Below are 19,903 nucleotides of genomic sequence, written 5' to 3' on the forward strand. Positions count from 1 at the left end.
CAATGGGGGCGGGGCGTCAGGCCGTCGCGCCGTGGTTGGGATCGTCAGGGTTGGAGCTGCGTTTGTCTGCCCGAATCAAATCTTCCCTGCGGATGCCCAGCCACATGGCAATGGCGGCGGCGACGAACACCGATGAATAGATGCCGAACAGGATACCAATGGTCAGCGCCAGCGCAAAGTAGAACAGCGTGGGACCCCCGAACAGCAACATGGACAGCACCATGATCTGGGTGGATCCGTGGGTGATGATGGTCCGGCTGATGGTGGAGGTGATGGCGTGGTCGATCACCTGCACGGGGGTCATCTTGCGCTGCTTGCGGAAGGTTTCGCGAATCCGGTCGAAGATCACCACCGATTCGTTGACCGAGTAACCCAGCACTGCCAGCACAGCGGCCAGCACGGCCAGCGAAAACTCCCACTGGAAGAAGGCGAAAAAGCCCAGGATGATGATCACGTCGTGCAGGTTGGCGATGATGGCCGACACGGCGTATTTCCACTCGAAGCGGAACGCCAAGTAGATCATGATGCCCACCACCACCAGGGCCAGGGCGGTGAGGCCATCGCTGGCCAGCTCCTTGCCGATCTGTGGGCCCACAAACTCCGTGCGACGCAACTCCACCGCCGGGTTCTGGGCTTTGAGGGCCGCCATCACCGTTTCGGTCTGTTGGCCGGAATTCTGACCCTCCAAAACGGGCAAGCGCATCAGCACATCGCGTGAGGTGCCGAAGTTCTGAACCGGCACATCCTGGTAGCCCAGCTTCTCGATGGTCTGGCGCACGGCGTTGATGTCGGCCGACTCCTGGTAGGCCACCTCGATGACCGTGCCCCCGGTGAACTCCACCGACAGGTGCAGCCCGCGGGTGAACAGGAAAAACACCGCGGCAGCGAAGGTGATGAACGAGACGGCGTTGAACACCAGCGCGTGGCGCATGAACGGGATGTCCCGCTTGATCCGGAAAAATTCCATGTCAGGGCTCCATTCAGGATTGTTTCGAGGGGGTGGCAGGCAAGCTGGCATCGACCGCCTTCCACACCGTGCCGATGGACACCGACTTCAGCTTCTTCTGACGTCCGTACCACAGGTTGACCACGCCGCGGGAGAACAACACCGCCGAGAACATGGAGGTGAGGATGCCCACGCAGTGCACCATGGCAAAGCCGCGCACAGGCCCCGAACCGAACAACAGCAGGGCCAGACCGGCGATCAGTGTGGTCACGTTGGAGTCCAGGATGGTGGCCCAGGCGTGTTCATAACCGGCGTTGATGGCGGCTTGCGGCGACGAGCCGTTGCGCAACTCTTCGCGCACCCGTTCGTTGATCAGCACGTTGGAGTCGATGGCCATGCCCAGCGCCAGGGCCATGGCGGCGATGCCGGGCAGCGTCAGGGTGGCTTGCAGCATGGACAGCACGGCCACCAGCAGGATGAGGTTGACCGCCAGCGCCAGGCTGGAGAACACGCCAAACATGGCGTAGTACACACACATGAAGGCCACGATCACCAGGAAGCCCCACATCACGCTGTGGATGCCCTTGCTGATGTTGTCAGCGCCCAGGCTGGGGCCGATGGTGCGTTCCTCGATGATTTCCATGGGCGCGGCCAGCGAACCGGCGCGCAGCAGCAAGGCGGTGTCGCTGGCTTCTGCGGTGCTCATGCGGCCCGAGATCTGCACCCGCCCGCCACCGATTTCGCCCCGGATGACGGGGGCCGTGACCACTTCGCCCTTGCCCTTTTCGAACAGCAGGATGGCCATGCGCTTGCCCACGTTCTCGCGGGTGACGTCGCGGAAGATGCGGGCCCCCTTGGCGTCCAGCGTCAGGTGCACGGCGGCTTCCTGGGTCTGGCTGTCAAAACCGGCTTGGGCATCGGTCAGGCTCTCGCCGGTCAGGATGACCTGGCGCTTGGTGATGACGGGCTGGCCGTTGCGGTCCAGATGCCGCTCGGACCCGAAGGGCACCGGGCCTGCGCCGGTTTCGGCGGCCCGGCCTTCGGCACTTTCGTCCACCATGCGCAGCTCCAGCGTGGCGGTGCGGCCCAGGATGTCCTTGGCCTTGGCCGTGTCCTGCACACCGGGCAGTTGCACCACGATGCGGTCCTGGCCTTGCTGCTGGATGACGGGTTCGGCCACGCCCAGCTCGTTGATGCGGTTGTGCAGCGTGGTGATGTTCTGCTTCAGCGCTTGTTCCTGAACCTTGCGGGCCGCTTCGGGCTTGAGGTTGAGCGCAATGCGGGTTTCCGCCGCATCGGCGCTGACCGTGGCGATCAGGTCGGGGAACTGGTCTTGCAGCAGGTTCTGGGTGGCCTGCACGGCGGCGGCATCGCGCAGCCGGATTTCCAGCGACTGGTTGTTGCGGGTGATGCCGCCGTGGCGGATGCCTTTTTCACGCAGTGAGGTGCGCAGGTCGGACGCCAGCGCTTCGGCGCGCTTGGACAGGGCCCCCTGCATGTCCACTTGCAGCATGAAGTGCACGCCGCCGCGCAGGTCCAGGCCCAGGTACATGGGGTTGGCGTGCAGGGCTTGCAACCAGCTCGGCGTGCGGGGCACCAGGTTCAGGGCCACCACATACGTGGGCTCGGCGGCGTTGGGGTTGAGCGCCTTTTCCAGGGCGTCACGGGCCTTGATCTGGGTGTCGGTGTCGTTGAAGCGGGCTTTGACCGAGTGACCCTCCAACTGGATCAGGCCGGCCGAGTGGCCGCTGTCCTGCAAGACCTTTTCGACCTGCGCCAGGGTGCCGGCATCCACCTTGGTCGATGCCTTGACGGGGGAAACCTGGATGGCCGGGGCCTCGCCGAACAGGTTGGGCATGCTGTACAGGCTGCCCAGGAGCAACATGATCCCAATGATCACGTACTTCCAGAGGGGGTATCGGTTCATGATGCGTGTGCCGTTCAGCAGATCACTTGATGGAGCCCTTGGGCAGGACCTGGACCACGGCGGCGCGCTGGAATTGGATTTCCACGCCGTTGGCCACTTCCAGGGTGATGTGGGCATCGCCCAGCTTGGTCACCTTGCCCAGCATGCCGCCACCCACCACCACCTCGTCGCCTTTGGCCAGCGCCTCGATCATGGTCTTGTGTTCCTTGGCCTTCTTCATTTGCGGGCGGATCATCACGAAATACAGCACCACAAACATCAGCACCAGGGGCAGCATGCCCATCAGGGTGCCTTGGGGGTCGGTGGCGCCAGCGGTTTGGGCGTAAGCGGTAGAAATGAACACAGGGAGGCTCCAGATTCCAAAAACAGCTGTGGCCGCAGGGCGCGGCCAAGCAAAGTTCCTGATTGTATGTGTCTCGGGGGGACCCGGCGGTTCCGTGGGGTCGGGCGGGGTGAGGTCGAGGGGGTGGAGGCTGAAGTGCAAAAATGAGAGCATCAACTTCAGTAAATAAAAGCGGCAGAGGTCATTTTCGCTTTCAATGTCCTCTGCCGTCAGGGGCACCGGGCCCGGGGTCAGCCGCGTGAGCCGCCTTGTTCCCAGGCCGATGCCAGCGTGGCCCACCGGGTTCTGACGGCGGCCAGGTTGCGGGCCTTCACATGCCCGAAGCCCTTGATGCCGTCGGGCAGTTGCGCCAGCTCCAGTGCCTGCGCATGGGTGGCGGCGGACAGGCGACTCAACACCTGCTCCACCAGCGCCTGGTAGTCGGTGATCAACTGGCGCTCGGTGCGGCGCTCCTCGCTGCGGCCAAACAGGTCCAGCGCCGTGCCGCGCAGGGACTTGAGCGGGGCCAGCCAGCGGAACACGGTGCGCATGGCCGGGCCGTAAGGCTGTTTGACGCCTTCGCCCTTGTCGTTGCGCTTGCCTCCCACGGGCGGAGCCAGGTGGTAGCCCACGCGGTAGCCCGGCTCGAACATCGTGTCCAGGCGTTGCTGGAAGCTGTCGAGCGTGTGCAGGCGGGCCACCTCGTATTCGTCCTTGTAGGCCATCAGCTTGAACAGGTTGCGGGCCACGGCCTCGGTCAGGCTGGTCTTGCCCAGCTTGGCTTCGGCCATGCGGACCGTGTCCACACACTGTTGGTAACGCTGGGCGTAGGCGGCATCCTGGTAGTCGGTGAGGAAGGCCACCCGGCGGGCGATCACCTGCTCCAGGGGTTCCCGCTTGTGCAGGGTGATGGTCTGGGCCGGGGTCAGCAGTCGTTGCACCGCGGCGGGGTCGTGGGCGGCCATGCGGCCCCAGTCGAAGGCGCGTTTGTTGGCGTCCACCGCCACGCCGTTGAGTTCGATGGCGCGCATCAGTGAGCCGCGTTCCAGCGGAATCCAGCCCTTTTGCCACGCATAACCCAGCAGCATGGGGTTGATGTACAGCGTGTCGCCCATCAGCGTGCTGGCCATGGCTTCGGCGTTGAACAGGCCCAGGTCCGCCGGGGCCACAGCCTGTGAGACCTTGGAGACGCAGGCTTCGGCCGGGTTTTGCCAGTTGCCGTCACGGACAAAGGCCGCGGTGGGGGTGCTGACGCTGTTGAGGGCCACGCGGGTGCGACCCTCGCGCATGCGCAGCAGCGTGTCCTTGGCGGCGGTGACGATGGGGTCGCAGCCCAGGATCAGGTCGGCGGTGGCCATGCCCACGCGGGTGGTGCAGATGTCGTCCTGGCGGGGCGCGATCAGGATGTGGCTCCAGGTGGCGCCGCCCTTCTGGGCCAGACCGGCGGCGTCCTGGGTGACGATGCCCTTGCCCTCCATGTGCGCGGCCATGCCCAGCAGCTGTCCGATGGTGATGACCCCGGTGCCGCCCACACCCGCCACCACAATGCCCCACGGGGCACTCAGGGGGGTGGGCAGCGGCTCGGGCAGGTTGGTGGCAGGCGCGTGGGGGTTGCCTTCGGTGCGGCTGGCCTTTTTCAGCTCGCCTTCCACGGTCACAAAGCTGGGGCAAAAGCCCTTGATGCAGCTCAGGTCCTTGTTGCAGCTGCTCTGGTTGATGGTGCGTTTGCGCCCGAACTCGGTTTCCAACGGCTCGATGGACAGGCAGTTGCTCTGCACCCCGCAGTCGCCACAGCCTTCACACACCAGGTCGTTGATGACCACGGTCTTTGTGGCCTGGGCCATCGTGCCGCGCTTGCGGCGGCGGCGCTTTTCGGTGGCACAGGTCTGGTCGTAAATGATGACCGAGGTGCCCTGGATCTCGCGGAACTGGCGCTGGATGCGGTCCAGCTCGTCGCGGTGGTGGATCTCCAGCCCGGTGGGCAGGCCGGTCACGCCGCTGTACTTCTCGGGCTCGTCGGTGACGATGGTCAGCGCCGTCACACCCTCGGCCTTCATGCTGTTGGCGATCTGCACCACGCTGTGGCCCTCGGGCCGCTCACCCACCTGCTGGCCGCCGGTCATGGCCACGGCGTCGTTGTACAGAATTTTGTAGGTGATGTTCACCCCGGCCGCAATGCTCTGGCGGATGGCCAGGATGCCGCTGTGGAAGTAGGTGCCGTCGCCCAGGTTGGCGAACACATGCTGTTCACTGCTGAACGGCTGCTGTCCCACCCAGGGAACGCCCTCGCCGCCCATCTGGGTGAAGCCGATGGTGTCGCGGTCCATCCAGATGGTCATGAAATGGCAGCCGATGCCTGCCATGGCGCGCGACCCCTCGGGCACCCGGGTGCTGGTGTTGTGCGGGCAGCCGGAGCAGAACCACGGCTGGCGTGCGACCTCGGTGCCGACGGACAGCGTGAGCATGCCGCGCTCCTTGGCGTCCAGCACGTCCAGGTGGCGGTCCATGCGGGCGGCCACGTCGTCGGGCACGCCCAGCTTCTTCAGCCGCTGGGCGATGGCACGGGCGATGAGGGCGGGCGACAGGTCGGCGTTGGCCCGCAGCAGCGTGTGGGCGCTGGGGTTGGGCATGCTCCATTCACCGCCGGAGAAATCGCCCTCCACCTCGTTGAACTTGCCCAGCACGTTGGGCCGCACGTCACTGCGCCAGTTGTACAGCTCTTCCTTGAGCTGGTATTCGATGACCTGGCGCTTTTCCTCCACCACCAGGATTTCCTTCAGGCCAGCGGCGAACTCGCGGGTGGTCTGCGCCTCCAGCGGCCACACCACGGCCACCTTGTGCAGGCGCAGCCCGATGCGGTGGCAGGTGGCCTCGTCCAGGCCCAGGTCCCGCAACGCCTGGCGGGTGTCGTTGTAGGCCTTGCCGCTGGCGATCACGCCCAGGCGGTCATCGGCACTTTCGATCACGTTGTGGTTGAGGCGGTTGGCGCGCACATAGGCCAGTGCGGCGTACCACTTGTGGTCCATCAGGCGGGCTTCTTGGTCCAGGGCCGCGTCGGGCCAGCGGATGTGCAGGCCGCCAGAGGGCATGGGGAAGTCGGGCAGGACGATGTTCACCCGCTCCGGGTCGATCAGGGCGGTGGCGCTGGACTCGACGATCTCCTGGATGGTCTTCATGCCGGTCCACACCCCGGCAAAGCGGCTCATGGCAAAGGCGTGCAGACCCAGGTCCAGGATGTCTTGCACGTTGGTGGGGAAAAACACCGGCAGGCCGCAGGCCTTGAAGATGTGGTCGCTCTGGTGCGCGGCGGTGGAGCTTTTGGCCACGTGGTCATCACCTGCGATCGCCAGGGCACCGCCCCAGGGGGTGGTGCCGGCCATGTTGGCGTGCTTGAACACGTCGGAGCAGCGGTCCACGCCCGGCCCCTTGCCGTACCAGATGCCAAACACGCCGTCGAACTTCTGGGTGCCCTTGGGGGCAAAACCCAGTTGCTGGGTGCCCCACACCGCCGTGGCCGCCAGTTCCTCGTTGACCCCGGGCTGGAACACGATGCTCTGCGCCTTCAGGTACTTGCTGGCCTTTTGCAGCGCCTGGTCGTAACCCCCCAGGGGTGAACCCCGGTAGCCGCTGATGAAGCCCGCGGTGTTCTTGCCCTGCAAGGCGTCGCGCTGGCGTTGCAGCATGGGCAGCTTGACCAGGGCCTGCACCCCGCTCATGAACGCCCGCCCGTGCTCCAGGCTGTATTTGTCGTCGAGGGTGACGGTTTCCAGGGCCCGGCGGATGTGCTCGGGCATCTCGCGGGAGAAGGGTGCGTTCATGGTTTGTCTCCTGAAGGCGGCTTTTTGGATCGGCAGGGATGGGCCGGGGTTCCGTCTGCAGGGGGCGTGCAGCCCGGGTGGGGTCATGGCCATGCAGCGGCGCGAACGGCACAGTGTAGGGACAGTTGTGCGATAAGTGTTTGCTTTTCATGCCCAAATTCACCTAGGTTGGGAAAGAATATTTCTTGATAATGCCCTTTATGGAAACGCTGGATAAGTTTGACCTGGCCATCCTGCAAGCCCTGCAGGCCGATGGCCGTTTGACCAATGCCGAGCTGGCCAGCCGCGTGGGCTTGTCGGCGGCACCCTGCTGGCGACGGGTGCGGGCGCTGGAGCAGGCGGGTTACATCCTGGGCTACCGGGCCGAGCTGGACCGGCGCAAGGTGGGGCTGGGGGTGCTGGCCTTTGTGCGGCTGGACGCCGAGCGCAACACGGGCGATGCGACCCGGGCGCTGGAGGAGGCCATCCGCCGTCTGCCCGAGGTCATCTCATGCCACTACATCAGCGGCAACGGCACCTTCGAATTGCAGGTGGTGGCGCAGGACCTGGACAGCTTTTCGCGCTTTGCGCTCAACAGCCTCATCAACCTGCCCAACGTCAAGGACTTGCACACCAGCTTTTCGTTGGGCGAGGTCAAGGCCGCAGCTCCGCTGCCCTTGGGGCATTTGGCACGGTGATCCGGCTTTCGGCTACATTGGTTCGCTGATTGGCCAGGTGATGCCCCATGCTGTTTCGAGTGCTTGTTTGTGTTGCCGTGGCGCTGGCGTATGTGGCCAGTGGATGGCTGTCTCTGCAGATCAGCACGCCGCCCCATTACATCTCCATGGTGTTTCTGCCCGCCGGCGTGGCCTTGGGGGCCATGCTGGTGTGGGGCTGGTGGGCGGCCCCTGGCGTGTGGCTGGGTTCCGCGGTGGTGCAGTGGCTGGCCAGTGGTCAGTTGCCCATGGCGCAATGGCCCTTGACCGTGCTGTTGTCGCCCTTCGGGGCCGTGGTCCAGGCCGGGCTGACCGCGGCGCTGGCGCGGCGGTTTGGCGGCTACCCCCACGATGTGGACACGCCTCGGCGAACCCTGTTGTTCATGCTGGTGTTGGTGCCGCTGGGGCATTGCCTCAACGCCAGCCTGTCCGTGCCTCTGCTGGTCCATTCCGGGGCCATGCCCCCGGCCGAAGCCGCATTCAGTTGGTGGGCCTGGTGGCAAGGCGATGCCCTGGGGGCGGTGCTGGTCACGCCCTTGATGCTGGTGGCCTTTGGGCGGCCCGCCGAGTCCTGGCGGCCGCGCTGGAAAACCGTGGCCCTGCCCATGGTGCTGGCGCTGGCGGTGGTGGCGGTGTCGTTCAGCCAGATCCTGCGCAGCGAGCAACGTGCGCTGGCACAGCGGTTTGACCAAGCCTCGCACGCCCTGAGGGAGCGGTTGCAGCGGCGCCTGGATGCCCAGACCGATGCCGTGCTGGCCGTGACCCGACTCAAGGAACTGACGTCCGACGAGGACCCCCGCACGTTTGAGCTGACCACGTCCATCTGGCTCAACCGCTACGCGGGCACACAGAACTTTGGCTGGAGCCCCTGGGTGAACCACGCGGATCGGTCGGCCTTCGAAACCCTGGCGCGCACGCGGCACCGGGCGGCTCTCGGGGGCACCCGGTACGAAATCCGCGGTCGCAACCAGGACGGCCAGACCTTTGTGGCACCGCCCTCGGCAGCCTATCTGCCCATTTTGTTTGTGGAACCGCTGGAGCCCAATCGGTCGGTGCTGGGCCTGGACGTGATGGTGCTGCCGGCCACGGCCCGCGCCGTTCGGGCGGCGCTGAACTCCGGGCAACCGCAGGTGACCGAGGGCATCCGCCTGGTGCAGGAGACCGGTGAACAGCGGGGCGTGGTGATGTACCAGGCCGCCTACGACCCCACCGCGATGGGGCCCTCGTCGCTGCGGGTGCGCGGGGTGGTGTCGGCGGTGTTCCGCATGGACGATGTGTTGCAGGCCGCCCTGGAAGGTTTGGACACCAGTTACCTCACGGTGTGCCTGATCGATCCCCAGGCCCCTGCCGCCAACCAGCGCCTGAGCGGGCCGTTGGGTTGCGAGGAGCCCGACGGCATGCGCCCACACCATTTTGTGTCACTGCCCGTGCATTTCGGTGAGCGGCAGTGGTTGTTCCAGGTGGCGTCGGGCTCGCATTTCGAAACCCAGGAGCGGGGCTGGATCTCCTGGGTCACGTTGACCGTGAGCCTGATGGCTGTGGGGCTGCTGGGGGTGTTCCTCATCGTCCAGACCGGGCATGCCCGGCGTACCGAGCAATTGGTGGTGGCGCGCACCCGGGAGCTGGCGCAGAGCAACGAAGGCCTGCACCGACTGGCCATGTTCGACCCCCTGACCGGGCTGGCCAACCGCCTTCACTGGGTGGGCGAAGCCCGCAAGGCCCTGGACGCAGCCCGGCGGCATGGAGACCGTCTGGCGGTGCTGTTTGTGGACCTGGACCACTTCAAGGACGTCAACGACAGCCTGGGCCACAACATGGGCGACCTGCTGCTGCAAGCCGTGTCCCAGCGTTTGCAGGCCTGCATGCGCTCGCACGACCTGATGGCCCGTCAAGGCGGGGACGAGTTTGTCGTGCTGCTCAACCGCTTGCGCTCCCGGGACGATGCCGCCGCCGTCGCGACCAAGATGATCGAGCAGCTGACCCAGCCCTTCACCCTGCATGAACACGAGGTGCATGTGTCGGCCAGCATCGGCGTGGCCTGGTTTGAAGGGGGGCATGCCGATGTCGATGCCCTGCTTCGCCACGCCGACATGGCCATGTACCAGGCCAAGGCGTCGGGGCGCAATGGCTGGTCGTTCTTCGAACCGCAGATGGACCAGAGCGTGGCCCAGCGGGTGAAGGTGGAAAGCGGCCTGCGCCGCGCCCTTGTCCAGAACGAACTGGTGCTGCACTACCAGCCGCAGATGGACTGCGCCACCGGCCAGATCGTGGGCGTCGAAGCCCTGGTGCGCTGGCAGCACCCCGACGGGGGCCTGCTCATGCCCGACCAGTTCGTGCCGCAGGCCGAAGCCAACGGGCAGATCGACGAACTGGGCGCCTGGGTGATGCGCGAGGCGTTTGGCCAATGGCGGCGCTGGCAGCAGCAGGGCATCACCGGGTTGACCATGGCGGTCAACGTGTCGGCGGTGGAGTTTGGCCGCCCGACCTTCATCCCGCGCCTGCGCCAGATCCTGGACGAAACCGGGGCCGACCCCGACTGGCTGGAACTGGAAATCACCGAAACCGCGCTCATGCAGGCCCTGCCCGAGCTGGTCGAGCGGCTGGGCGACATGGCCCGCATGGGGGTGCGGCTGTCGCTGGACGACTTTGGCACCGGCTACTCCAGCCTGGGCTACCTCAAGCGCCTGCCGCTCAACAGCCTCAAGATCGACCGCTCCTTTGTGCACGACCTGCCGGGCGACAAGGAGGACGAAGCCATCGTTTGCGCCACCCTGTCCATGGCCCGGGCGCTGGGTCTGAGCGTGGTGGCCGAGGGGGTGGAACTGCCCGAGCAGCGCAGCTTCCTGGCGCAGCAGGGTTGCAACCTCATCCAGGGCTGGTTGGTGGCGCGGCCCATGGACGCCCGGGCGTTCGAGGCCTGGTGGGCCAGCCACGGCGGGCGCTGACCCGGCCCGCAGCAGGCACCGGGTTCAGGGGGCGCCCACCCCCGCGCGCGGCCACAGGGCCCACAACTGCAAGGGCTGCTTGAGCCCCCCGGCGATGGCCAGGGCCTCGTCCCCCCAACCCGCAAAGTAGTCGGCCCGCGCGGCCCCGGTGATGGCCGCCCCCGTGTCCTGGGCCAGCACCAGGCGTTGCAGCACCGCCGTGGGGCCGGGGCTGGCCAACCACACCGGCGTGCCATAGGGAATGGCCCCGGGGTCCACCGCAATGGAGCGCTGGGGCGTGAGGGGCACGCCTTGGGCACCCCGCGGGCCGAACGCGGCATCCAGCGGGCCCAGCGGCTCCTCGCGGAAGAACACCGTGCGCGGGTTGCTCCACAACATGTCGTTGAGCTGGTCGGGGTTGCGCGCCGCCCAGGCCTTGATGGCGGGCCACGAGGCGTCGGTGATGGCCCGCCGGTCCAGCAACCAGCGCCCCACGCTGCGGTAGGGGTGGCCGTTGTGCCCGGCAAACGCCAGGCGGACGGTGCGTTCGCTGCCGTCGGGCTCGGTCACCTTCACCCGGCCCGAGCCCTGGATCTGGACGATGAGGGCGTCGATGGGGTCGGCCAGCCAGACGATCTCGCGCCCGGCCAGTTGGGCCTGCACGTCGGGGCGGCTGTCGATGTCTTGCCGCGAAAACCAGGGCTGCTGCCCGTTCAGCCCCGCCGGGGGCGCGTACAGCGGCACCGGGTGGCTGGCGCTGCGCACCCGGCTGGCACGCAACTCGGGCTCGTAATAGCCGGTCAGCAGCCCGCTGGGCAGGCTGCCGTCGCTGGCGGCCACGCGGTAGGGCTGGAGGTGGCGCACCATCCAGGCCAGTTGGCTGGCGGGGGCGGCCAGCATCAAGGGGCGCACCTGACGGCACAGCGTGGGCCAGGCGCTGGCCGGGCGCTCACAGCTGCGCACCCAGGCGTTCCAGGCGGTGGACCAGTCGGCGGCGGCCAGGTCGCTGTGCAGCCCGGGCAGGTCGGTCCAGGCGGCGGGCAGCCACTGGCTGCGGGGGCGGGTCAGGGGCGCGGGCGCGGGCTGGCTGGCGGCCCACAGCAGGGCATCGTTCAGCTCGGCCAGGGCTTCGGGGTCTGACACGGCGAGGGGCGGGCTGTCCGCGGGGCTGGACGTGTGCGGCGGCTCTGGCAGTGGGGCTGAAACGGGGGCGCGGCCCGGGCTGGCACACCCGGCCAGCAGGCCCAGCGTCATGGCCAGCAACGCGGTGGCACGCCAAGCCCGCGGCCCCCATGGGGTGAAGGGGGGGCTTTCTAGAATGCCTGGCATGACCTTGTTGTTGCTGGAAGCGCTGGGTGCGCTTGTCATCCTGGTGCTGATCGTCTGGTGGACCATGTTTTCGGGGCGCCCCGGGGGTGAACGTCGCCCCGATGATGAGGCAAAAAATAACAATAAAAATGGCCTCTAGCGCTTTTTCTATAAGCGCAAGCAGCTATTTTTTCAGGAGTTTGTTGGCCAGTTCGACCGCGGACTTGACGCCCATCTTCTCGAACACCCGCGAGCGGTGCACCTCCACCGTGCGCACGCTGATGTTGAGGTCGTCGGCCACCAGCTTGTTGGGCAGCCCGGCAATCACGCGGTCCATGACCTCGCGTTCGCGCTCGGTGAGTTGGGTCAGCAGGGCTTGGATCTCCCGCTCCCGGGCCAGCCGCAGCACCTGCGTGTGTGAGGCTTCCAGGGCCTTTTCCACCCGGTCCACCAGGGCGTTGTCGGAAAACGGCTTTTCGCAGAAATCAAAGGCCCCGCGCTTGACCGCGTCCACCGCGGTGGCCACGTCGGCGTGGCCGGACAGGAACACCACCGGCACGGTGGCGGCCCAGGGCAGGGCCTGAAGGCGCTCGAACAGGGTGAGCCCGCTCATGCCCGGCATGCGCACGTCGAGCAACAGGCAGCAGGCTTCGTGGGGGGACGACTGCCAGATGGGGTCGAGCAGGAACGCCTCGGCGCTGTCGAAGGTGTCGGACAGCAGGCGACGGGTGCGCAGCAGCCAGGACAGGGCGTCGCGCACGCCGACGTCGTCGTCCACGATGAACACTTTGTGGTGCAGCGGATGTTGTGCCATGGTGACGCCCATTATGGTTGGGCTGCTCTGGTTTCGGAAGCGATGGGCAGCGTGAAGCGGAACACCGTGCCGCAGGGTTGGGCCGGTTCGTGCGTGAGTTGTCCGCCGTGTTGTTCCACCACGGTGCGGCACAGGCTCAGGCCCAGGCCCATGCCTTCGGCCTTGGTGGTGAAGAAGGGCGTGAACAGCTTGGAGGCCACGTCGTCGGGCAGGCCGCTGCCGTGGTCGGTGACGCTGAACATCAGCCAGGCCCGCCCATCCTGAACCGCGGTGGGGCGCACCGCCAGGCTCAGCACCCGCAGGCCCGACGCCACCGAGGGCTGACCCTGGGGCATGGCCTGCATGCCGTTGCGGGCCAGGTTGAGTAGCACCTGTTCGATCATGGTGCGGTCGCACAGGGCGGGGGGGCAATTGGGGGGCACGTCCACGGCCAACTGGATGTTTTCGCGGCGCGCCTGCAAACCCACCAGCGGCAGGATGGCGGCCAGCAGGCTGTCCACCGCCACCTGTTCCCGCACCAGTTCCTGCTGCCGGTCGCGGCGGCGGACAAAGTCGCCCACGCTGCGGATCACACGGGCGGCGCGGTCGGCCTGGGTCTGGATGCGCACCAGGGCCTCGGCCACCTCGCGCACCGGCGTGTTGCCAGGTTGGTGGGAGGTTTCGGCGTCCAGCAGGTTCAGCGAGCCGGTGGCGTAGCTGGAAATGGCCGACAGGGGTTGGTTGAGTTCGTGGCTCAGCAGCGAGGCCATTTCGCCCACGGTGGCCAGGCGGGCCGTGGCTTGCAGGCGGTCTTCGCTGGCGCGGGAGAGGGCTTCGACGCGGCGTTGTTCGGTCAGGTCCAGGATGGCGCTCATCCAGCCCGTCTGGACGCCTTGGGCGTTGAGCAGCGGGGCCTCGATGATGAGCACCGGAAAGCGCGTGCCGTCGCGCCGCATGAACATGGATTCGTAGCCTTCCCGGGGCAGCGTCTGCCCGGCCAGGCGGATGGCCTGGCGGCGTTGGTATTCGTCCACCATCTCGGGCGGCCAGTAGGGAAAGGGCATGCTGGCACCCAACAGCTCGTCGGCGCTGCGGTCCACCATCTGGCAGAACGCCGGGTTGACGTAGGTGATGCGCCCTTGCAGGTCCCGCGCCCGCAGGCCGGTGACCAGCGAGTTTTCCATGGCGGTGCGGAAGGTGAGGGCCTCGGCCAATTGCTTTTCCACCCGCACACGCCGCCGCATGTCGCGCCCCAGCAGGCTCACCACCCCCAGCAGCAGCGCCGACAGGGCCGCCACCAGGCCAGTGACGCCGCTGGAGGCAATGTCAAAGCGGGCCTTGGGGCTTTCCAGTCGCAGCATCATCACCGTGCCCGGCAGTTCCAGCAGTTGTTCGGTCACCCATGCAGGCCCGGGGGGGCGTGCGCCGATGATGGCCAGCCGGGTGCCATCCACTTCCGTCAGGGCCACGCCGCGGCCTCGCACGGCGGTGCGTTCCAGCAGTTCGGTCAACAGGCCGTGCAGCGTGTAGGTGGCCACCAGGTAGCTGCCGACGTCGCCGTGTGATGCCTGGGGCATGCACATGTCGATCAACTCCAGGCCATGCCCCTCCCCGTCGGGCAGGAAGTAGCTGGAGGAGTACGCCGGGGCGCTGGTGCGACGGGCATGGGCACAGGTGCTGGTCACGTCCTGGGTGCGTTCGATGCGGTGGCGGCGGAGGCTGTTGTTGGCGTGAAAAGGGCTGGTTCTGGAGGCCAGCACCCGCATGGCGCTGTCGCGCCATTCCAGCTGCACCATTTCCCGGTTCTGCTCCAGGATTTCCAGCGCCGGACCCGACCAGGCCCCGGGGCTGGTGTTGAGGTCGTGCAGGGCTTGCAGCGTTTGGATGTTGCGGTTCAGGCCGGTGCGGATGTCGCTGACCAGCGTGGCCGTTTCCTGCAGCAGCTGCTGCTGGATGTGGCTTTCCTGGAACCGCCGGGCCAGCACGATGGCGGTGCCCACCAGGCCCAGCAGCAAGGCCACCATGGCCGTCCACAACAGCCGTCGGCGCAGTTGGCCGCGACGTTCCATCCCGCCCATGGGCGGGTGGATCACCGGCGAGACCGGGTCGGTGGTCGGGGGTGTCGGGGTCACCTGAGCCCGCTGCGCGGTGTCAGAACACGCGGTGCTGGAGGGCGGGCAGGTCGCTGCGGGTCTGGGCCAGCACGGCTCGGTCCAGGTCGGCCAGCACCACACCCGCGCCCGGCCCTTGCAGCGCAAGCACTTGGCCCCAAGGGTCGATCACCAGGCTGTGGCCCCAGGTGCGCCGCCCGTTGGCGTGCAGGCCACCTTGGGCGCTGGCCAGCACAAAGGCCTGGTTTTCGATGGCGCGTGCACGCAGCAGCACCTCCCAGTGCGCCTGGCCCGTGGTGTGGGTGAAGGCGGCAGGCACCAGCAGCAGGTCGGCCTGCAGCTGTCGGAACAGCTCGGGAAAGCGCAGGTCGTAACACACGCTCAGGCCCACCGTCAGCGGGGCCAGGCCGTCGCGGGGTGTCCATTGGAAGGTGACGGGGCGCTGCCCGGGGACCAGCACCGCGGCCTCGTCGTAACGCTCGCGGCCATTGTCGAAACGGAACAGGTGGATCTTGTCGTACCGCGCCACACACTCGCCTTGCGGGTTGAACACCAGGGTGGTGTTGGCCACGTGGGTGGGGCGGTCGGTGGCCATGGGCAAGGTGCCGCCCACCACCCACAGGCCCAGCTCACGCGCCGCCGTGCGCAGCATGGACTGGATGGGGCCTTGGCCGGGTTGTTCGGCCCAGGCCAGCTTGTCGGCGTCGCGCTGGCCCATCAGGCAGAAATACTCGGGCAGCACGGCCAGCTCGGCACCTTGCGTGGCGGCCTGGGCCAGCAGGGTGCGGGCCTGGGCCAGGTTGTCGTGCACGTCGGTGCCCGACACCATCTGGATGGCAGCAACACGGGGGTTCATGGGCGGTCTCCTGGGTTCATGGGGGGGTGGGGGCAGCATCGGGCACGTCCTTCACACGGTCCACCACCGGATCGGCCCAGGGGCCGTGGATGCGGAACGTCTGCGTGGAGGCCTGGATCAGCGGCTGGCGGATGATGGCCTGGGCCAGGAAGGTGCCCAGGCCGATGGCGGGGTTGATGACGGTGGCGATCAACGACGCCGTGCCTGCATTCAGCTCGGGCACCACCACGGCCCGGATGTCCTGGGTTTCGCTGCCGATGTCGGCCGACCCCTCCAGCAGCACCGCGGCGCTGGGGCCTTTCATTTGCAGGTTGTTGGTGCGGGCCACGCCGCGCTCCACCTGGGCGTCGCCGCGCACGAAGTCGAAGGCAAAGCCTTGCGAGAACACGTCGCGGAAATCCAGGGCCAGGCGGCGCGGCAGCGATTGCAGGCTCAGCACCCCCAGCAGCTTGGCAATGCCGGGATCGGCTTTCAGGAACTGACCGCTGTTGAGGTCGATGTGCAACTGGCCCGTCAGGCTGGGCGTGTGCAGCGCATAGGGCATGCCCAGCCAGGCCAACTGACCGGTGAGCTGCCCCTTGCCGCCGCGCACCACGTGGGTCATGCCAAAGCGGTTGAGCAAGGCGCCGGCGTCGTGGATGTCCAGCACCAGGTTGAGGGCGGTGCGCCGCGGGGCCTGGCTGGAGGCCTCGGGGCTGCTGGCGCCCACCGTCACCCAGTTGCCCGAGCCGCTGAGTTCGGCTTCCGGGAGCTTGAGGCTGAAGTGGTGCAGCCGCCATTCGTTGGCGTTGCGCTCCGTGGTGCGGTTGACGGCTTGCAGGGACAGGGCGCCCAACGCCCGTCCATCCACCTCCAGGGCCGCCACTTCCACGTCCAGCGCGGGCAGCCCGTGCGAGGTGACCGCGGGTGGGGGCGTGGAGGCGGAGGCGGCGTTTTCGGTCCCCGGGTGATTTTGCAGCTGAAGGCGCTTGAGGCGGGCCCGCAGTTGCCCGCTGCTGCGGGCGGGCGCATCGCGGCCGGGGGGCGTGTAGTCAAACTGACCCTCCAGCTCACGGGCCTGCACCTGCCCGGACCATTGGTCGTCGCGGCGGCGGGCGGTGGCTTTCAGCTGGGTCAGCGTTTTGCCCCCTGTCGTCAGTCGGGGGGTTTGCAGCTGGACCTGGTCGACCGACAGGCCGCTGTCGGGGTCACTTCGGCTGCCGGATGTCGGGGGCGCCTGGGGCTGGCTCAGCGCGGCATCCCAGGCATCGGCGTCCAACTCAGGCAGGTTCAGCCGAGCCGACACGCCCGCGCTGGGCAAGGCCACGGGGTTGGCGACTTCCGTGGCGCCCACCGCCACCACGCCGCGCCAGGGCGCCGTGGCCTGGGGTGTCGCGGGCCGTTGCAGGCGCAGGGCCAGCAAGGGGGCTTCGGGGGTGGTCAGGTCCACCTGCAGCAGTTCCTGTGGGCCGGTGTTGGCGGCGGGCGGCGGTTGCAGGCTGTTGCGGTAGCTCAGGGGCCAGGCCTGCCCTGCGGGTTTGGACAGGGGCGCAGGCAGGTTCACCTGAACGCCTTGCAGGGCTGTCTGCACGGCCCATTCGGGGCCCAGCGGCCCCCATTGGAGCTGGATCTGGTAGGGCGCACTCCCTTGGGCGTGTCGGGCCAGCTGCGCCGCCGGGCCCAGCTGGGGCATTTGCCGCAGCCCTTCGGCGGTGGCGGTGCCTTGGCCCTGGAATTTCAGCAGGCCTTCGGGGTCGGCGTCCCGCATGCCACCCGAGAACTGCAAATCCCCCCCGGCCACCCGGGCGCTGGCCTGCACCACCTGAAAACCCTTGTCTGAAAACTCCACCACGCCGCGGGTTCGCGCCAGCAGCGGGGCGTTGCGGCTCACCTGCAGGTCGTTGCCGGGCAGGGTGACCGTGCCCTTGACCGAGGTTTGCGCCAGGTGGGCCACCGGCAGCTTGAGCCCGAACTGCACCACCGCCGGACCGCTGCCCTTGGCGTCGTTCAAGGCCTTTTGGGTCATGTCGGCCAAGGGGCTGCGGCGCACCACGCCCAGGGCGTCGGCCAAGGGGCCTTCGATCTGGGCGTTCACCTCCACCACGGCCTTGTCGGACAGTTCGGCAATGCGGGCGCTGGCCCGGGTGACCTTGAGGCCCGGGGCATCGGCCACCGAGCCACGGGCCACCTGCAGCGACATGCTGCTGCGCGAAAACACCAACTCACCTTCCAGCTGCCGCAGCGCGGGCCATTTGAGGGAGGCTTCGGGTTGCCAGCCCGGGGGCACAAAGGCGTAGTCCACGCGGTTGACCTTGGCGGTGATGCGGAAGTCGCCGGTGACCGGGTCGTCAAAGGGCATGTCCCACAGGTCGCCGTGAACATGGAAGCGCACGTCGTGCGACTCGCCACCCACAATGGCCTCGCGCACGTAACGCCGTGCGTCCTGGGCCACCACCAGGGGCAGGTAGCGGTGCACCCGGTCTCCTTTGGCACGCGAAAGCGACCCGTCCAGCTGCAGCACCCCGGGAAAGCGGTCGCGGGACGAGCTGGTGTCCGGCTTGCTGGTGCGCCACTGGCCACTGGCCTGGCCCTGGACGTCGGCGTTGCTGAACTTGACGTTCTGGAACTGGGCCTGGATGTCGCTGCCCTGCAGGGTCCAGCGCAGGTCGGCGGTCAGCCGGTCCATGGGCACGGTGGGGTCTTCGAACACGCCGGGGAACACCAGTTCGCCGTGCTCGACGTCCAGCTTGGCTTGCCCGCCCTGCTGGTCGAACTGGAAGTCGACCGCCGCGCCGCTGAACCCGGGGCGGCGGGGTTTGGGGCTGAGGGGGTGGCCGGGTGGCGGGTTCAAGGCGGCGGCCAGGGACAGGCCGCTGCCTTTGCCCTTGGCGCTGTAGCGGTCCCAGGCCTGCTGGTTGCCGTGCCAGTTCAGGGTCAGGGTGTCCAGTTGTCCGGCGGGTTGCAGGGAGGCCAGCTGGCTCAGCACCTCGGGCGGCAGGGGCAGGGCGGTGGCCAGTTCGCTCAGGGCCCGCAAATCCAGCCGTCCGGCACTCAGCTCACCCCGGCCGGTGCCGGTGGGGTCGGTCTGACGGTCGTCGTCGGGGTGCCAGGAGGCGCGCAGGCGATCCGGCTGCCAGCGGGTGCCCGACGCGGTTTCGAACGCCATCTGGGGGGTGGACAGTTCCCAGCCACCCCGCTGGTGCGTCAGCTCCACGCGGCCTTCGAAGGTCTTGAGCGACAGGGGTTGCTGGGTCTGGGCAAAACGGGCCTGGACATCGGTCAGCGCCAGGTCCAGCGTGGTGCTGACCAGTTGCCCTCCGTCCACATCCACCCACCAACGCAGGGCGCCGTGTCCTTCCTGCACCGACAGCCCCAGGGAGGACGTGAGGTGCACCGGGGCGGCGAGCCGGGCCAGGTCCACCGACGGCATGTGGGTGTAGGCCGTGCCGCGCCACTCGCCCACCCGCCCCGGGTGCAGCGAAAACAGCGGGGAACGAAACGCGCCCATGAGGGTGAAACGGCCTGACAGGCCTTCTGCGGGTGTGGCATCGAGTCGCAACAGGTGGCGGCGGCCCGGGTTGCGAACCACCAGGTCCACCTGTTCCAGCGTCACGGGCGGCTGGTGGTGAAGCTCGTCGGTCCAGCGCACGGTGCCGCCGCGCAAGGCGAATTCGGTCTGGGCAAAAAACCAGTCGGCGGCGGCGTTGGGCGCATTCTGGTCGTCGGTGGTGGCCATCAGGTCCAGGCCCGCCACCTCGATGTGACCATCGGTGCGCCGTCGGACATCCAGCTCGGGTTGGTCGATGTAGATCTGTTCGAATCCCATGCGCCACAGCGAGGGCACCGACACCGCGGTGAGCACCCGCTTGAGCACCAGGGCGTCGCGCCCCTGGGGGTCCACCAGGCGCACATCGGACAGTTCAAACGAGGGAATCCAGCCCTGGCTGTGGGCCTGGATGTGGCCGATGCGCACCGGTATCCCGGTTGCCCGTGTGGCCAGCACTTCCAGGTCGGGAAGCCACTGGGCGATTCGCGGCACAATGATTCCGTGGATCGCGCCCAGCGTGAGCCCCGCCAGCAACCAGCCCGCAGCCACCAGCCACAACATGGCTTTGGCCAGGGCGGCGCCCCATGCAAGGAGGCGGTAAGGGGCGGGGAACAAACGGCTCATCGATGCACAAATTATCGCCTTCTGTCCGCGTTGCCCGACTTTCTTGCCCGAGA

The 19,903-nt window shown here is 67.6% G+C and carries 12 protein-coding genes; 3 read left to right on the forward strand and 9 right to left on the reverse strand.

The features are described 5' to 3' along the window. Positions 1-16 precede the first annotated feature (16 nt). The 4 genes from secF to ACYVB7_RS09680 form a co-directional block, all read right to left on the reverse strand. The gene (gene secF / locus ACYVB7_RS09665) at positions 17-967 is read right to left on the reverse strand and encodes a protein translocase subunit SecF (RefSeq protein ID WP_460506830.1); all 951 of its coding nucleotides are present in this window, start codon (positions 965-967) and stop codon (positions 17-19) included. Positions 968-980: 13 nt separating this feature from the next. Next, positions 981-2,873 (reverse strand): preprotein translocase subunit SecD, encoded by a 1,893-nt coding sequence (gene secD, locus ACYVB7_RS09670; protein WP_460506832.1) that lies wholly within the window; start codon positions 2,871-2,873, stop codon positions 981-983. 22 nt (positions 2,874-2,895) lie between these two features. Beyond that, positions 2,896-3,216: a preprotein translocase subunit YajC gene (yajC, locus tag ACYVB7_RS09675; protein ID WP_460506833.1), complete on the reverse strand. Its 321-nt coding sequence runs from the start codon at positions 3,214-3,216 to the stop codon at positions 2,896-2,898. A 230-nt stretch (positions 3,217-3,446) separates the two neighbouring features. After that, on the reverse strand, positions 3,447-7,013 hold the full coding sequence (locus ACYVB7_RS09680) for an indolepyruvate ferredoxin oxidoreductase family protein (RefSeq protein ID WP_460506835.1): 3,567 nt from the start codon (positions 7,011-7,013) through the stop codon (positions 3,447-3,449). A 200-nt stretch (positions 7,014-7,213) separates the two neighbouring features. On the opposite strand from ACYVB7_RS09680, the gene ACYVB7_RS09685 reads away from it, so the two are divergent. Together ACYVB7_RS09685 and ACYVB7_RS09690 are read left to right on the forward strand one after the other, a co-directional pair. Beyond that, positions 7,214-7,690 (forward strand): Lrp/AsnC family transcriptional regulator, encoded by a 477-nt coding sequence (locus tag ACYVB7_RS09685; protein WP_460506837.1) that lies wholly within the window; start codon positions 7,214-7,216, stop codon positions 7,688-7,690. 47 nt (positions 7,691-7,737) lie between these two features. Continuing rightward, positions 7,738-10,653, forward strand: coding sequence for a bifunctional diguanylate cyclase/phosphodiesterase (locus tag ACYVB7_RS09690; RefSeq protein WP_460506839.1), 2,916 nt, complete (start codon positions 7,738-7,740; stop codon positions 10,651-10,653). Between the two features lie 24 nt (positions 10,654-10,677). Here the strand turns inward: ACYVB7_RS09690 and mltA are convergent, their stop codons facing one another. Further along, a complete protein-coding gene (mltA, locus tag ACYVB7_RS09695; protein WP_460506841.1) occupies positions 10,678-12,027 on the reverse strand; it encodes a murein transglycosylase A in 1,350 nt (449 codons plus the stop codon). Here mltA and ACYVB7_RS09700 point away from each other — a divergent pair. Next, complete coding sequence (locus ACYVB7_RS09700) at positions 11,960-12,100, forward strand: hypothetical protein (RefSeq protein WP_460506844.1); 141 nt, start codon at positions 11,960-11,962, stop codon at positions 12,098-12,100. The genes mltA and ACYVB7_RS09700 overlap by 68 nt on opposite strands. Positions 12,101-12,124: 24 nt before the next feature. Here ACYVB7_RS09700 and ACYVB7_RS09705 read toward each other — a convergent pair whose 3' ends face one another. The 4 genes from ACYVB7_RS09705 to ACYVB7_RS09720 all read right to left on the reverse strand — a co-directional run bounded on the left by ACYVB7_RS09705 (position 12,125) and on the right by ACYVB7_RS09720 (position 19,850). Beyond that, entirely contained in the window at positions 12,125-12,754 is a 630-nt protein-coding gene (locus ACYVB7_RS09705; protein WP_460506846.1) for a response regulator transcription factor, read from the reverse strand. An 11-nt stretch (positions 12,755-12,765) separates the two neighbouring features. Next, the gene (locus ACYVB7_RS09710; protein WP_460507035.1) at positions 12,766-14,802 is read right to left on the reverse strand and encodes a two-component system sensor histidine kinase NtrB; all 2,037 of its coding nucleotides are present in this window, start codon (positions 14,800-14,802) and stop codon (positions 12,766-12,768) included. Positions 14,803-14,884: 82 nt separating this feature from the next. Then, on the reverse strand, positions 14,885-15,700 hold the full coding sequence (locus ACYVB7_RS09715) for a carbon-nitrogen hydrolase family protein (protein WP_460506848.1): 816 nt from the start codon (positions 15,698-15,700) through the stop codon (positions 14,885-14,887). Between the two features lie 16 nt (positions 15,701-15,716). Further along, positions 15,717-19,850 carry a YhdP family phospholipid transporter gene (locus ACYVB7_RS09720; RefSeq protein ID WP_460506850.1) on the reverse strand — a complete coding sequence of 1,378 codons (4,134 nt, stop codon included), beginning with the start codon at positions 19,848-19,850 and terminating at the stop codon, positions 15,717-15,719. Between the last annotated feature and the right edge of the window lie 53 nt (positions 19,851-19,903).

Source organism: Hydrogenophaga soli, assembly GCF_054777695.1.

Coding starts and splice junctions, on each gene's coding strand:
- ACYVB7_RS09690 (WP_460506839.1), top strand. CDS start 7,738: ATGCTGTTTCGAGTGCTTGTTTGTGTTGCCGTGGCGCTGGCGTATGTG.
- mltA (WP_460506841.1), bottom strand. CDS start 12,027: ATGGTCCACCAGACGATCAGCACCAGGATGACAAGCGCACCCAGCGCT.
- ACYVB7_RS09705 (WP_460506846.1), bottom strand. CDS start 12,754: ATGGCACAACATCCGCTGCACCACAAAGTGTTCATCGTGGACGACGAC.
- ACYVB7_RS09700 (WP_460506844.1), top strand. CDS start 11,960: ATGACCTTGTTGTTGCTGGAAGCGCTGGGTGCGCTTGTCATCCTGGTG.
- ACYVB7_RS09715 (WP_460506848.1), bottom strand. CDS start 15,700: ATGAACCCCCGTGTTGCTGCCATCCAGATGGTGTCGGGCACCGACGTG.
- secD (WP_460506832.1), bottom strand. CDS start 2,873: ATGAACCGATACCCCCTCTGGAAGTACGTGATCATTGGGATCATGTTG.
- ACYVB7_RS09710 (WP_460507035.1), bottom strand. CDS start 14,802: ATGGAACGTCGCGGCCAACTGCGCCGACGGCTGTTGTGGACGGCCATG.
- ACYVB7_RS09680 (WP_460506835.1), bottom strand. CDS start 7,013: ATGAACGCACCCTTCTCCCGCGAGATGCCCGAGCACATCCGCCGGGCC.
- secF (WP_460506830.1), bottom strand. CDS start 967: ATGGAATTTTTCCGGATCAAGCGGGACATCCCGTTCATGCGCCACGCG.
- ACYVB7_RS09720 (WP_460506850.1), bottom strand. CDS start 19,850: ATGAGCCGTTTGTTCCCCGCCCCTTACCGCCTCCTTGCATGGGGCGCC.
- ACYVB7_RS09685 (WP_460506837.1), top strand. CDS start 7,214: ATGGAAACGCTGGATAAGTTTGACCTGGCCATCCTGCAAGCCCTGCAG.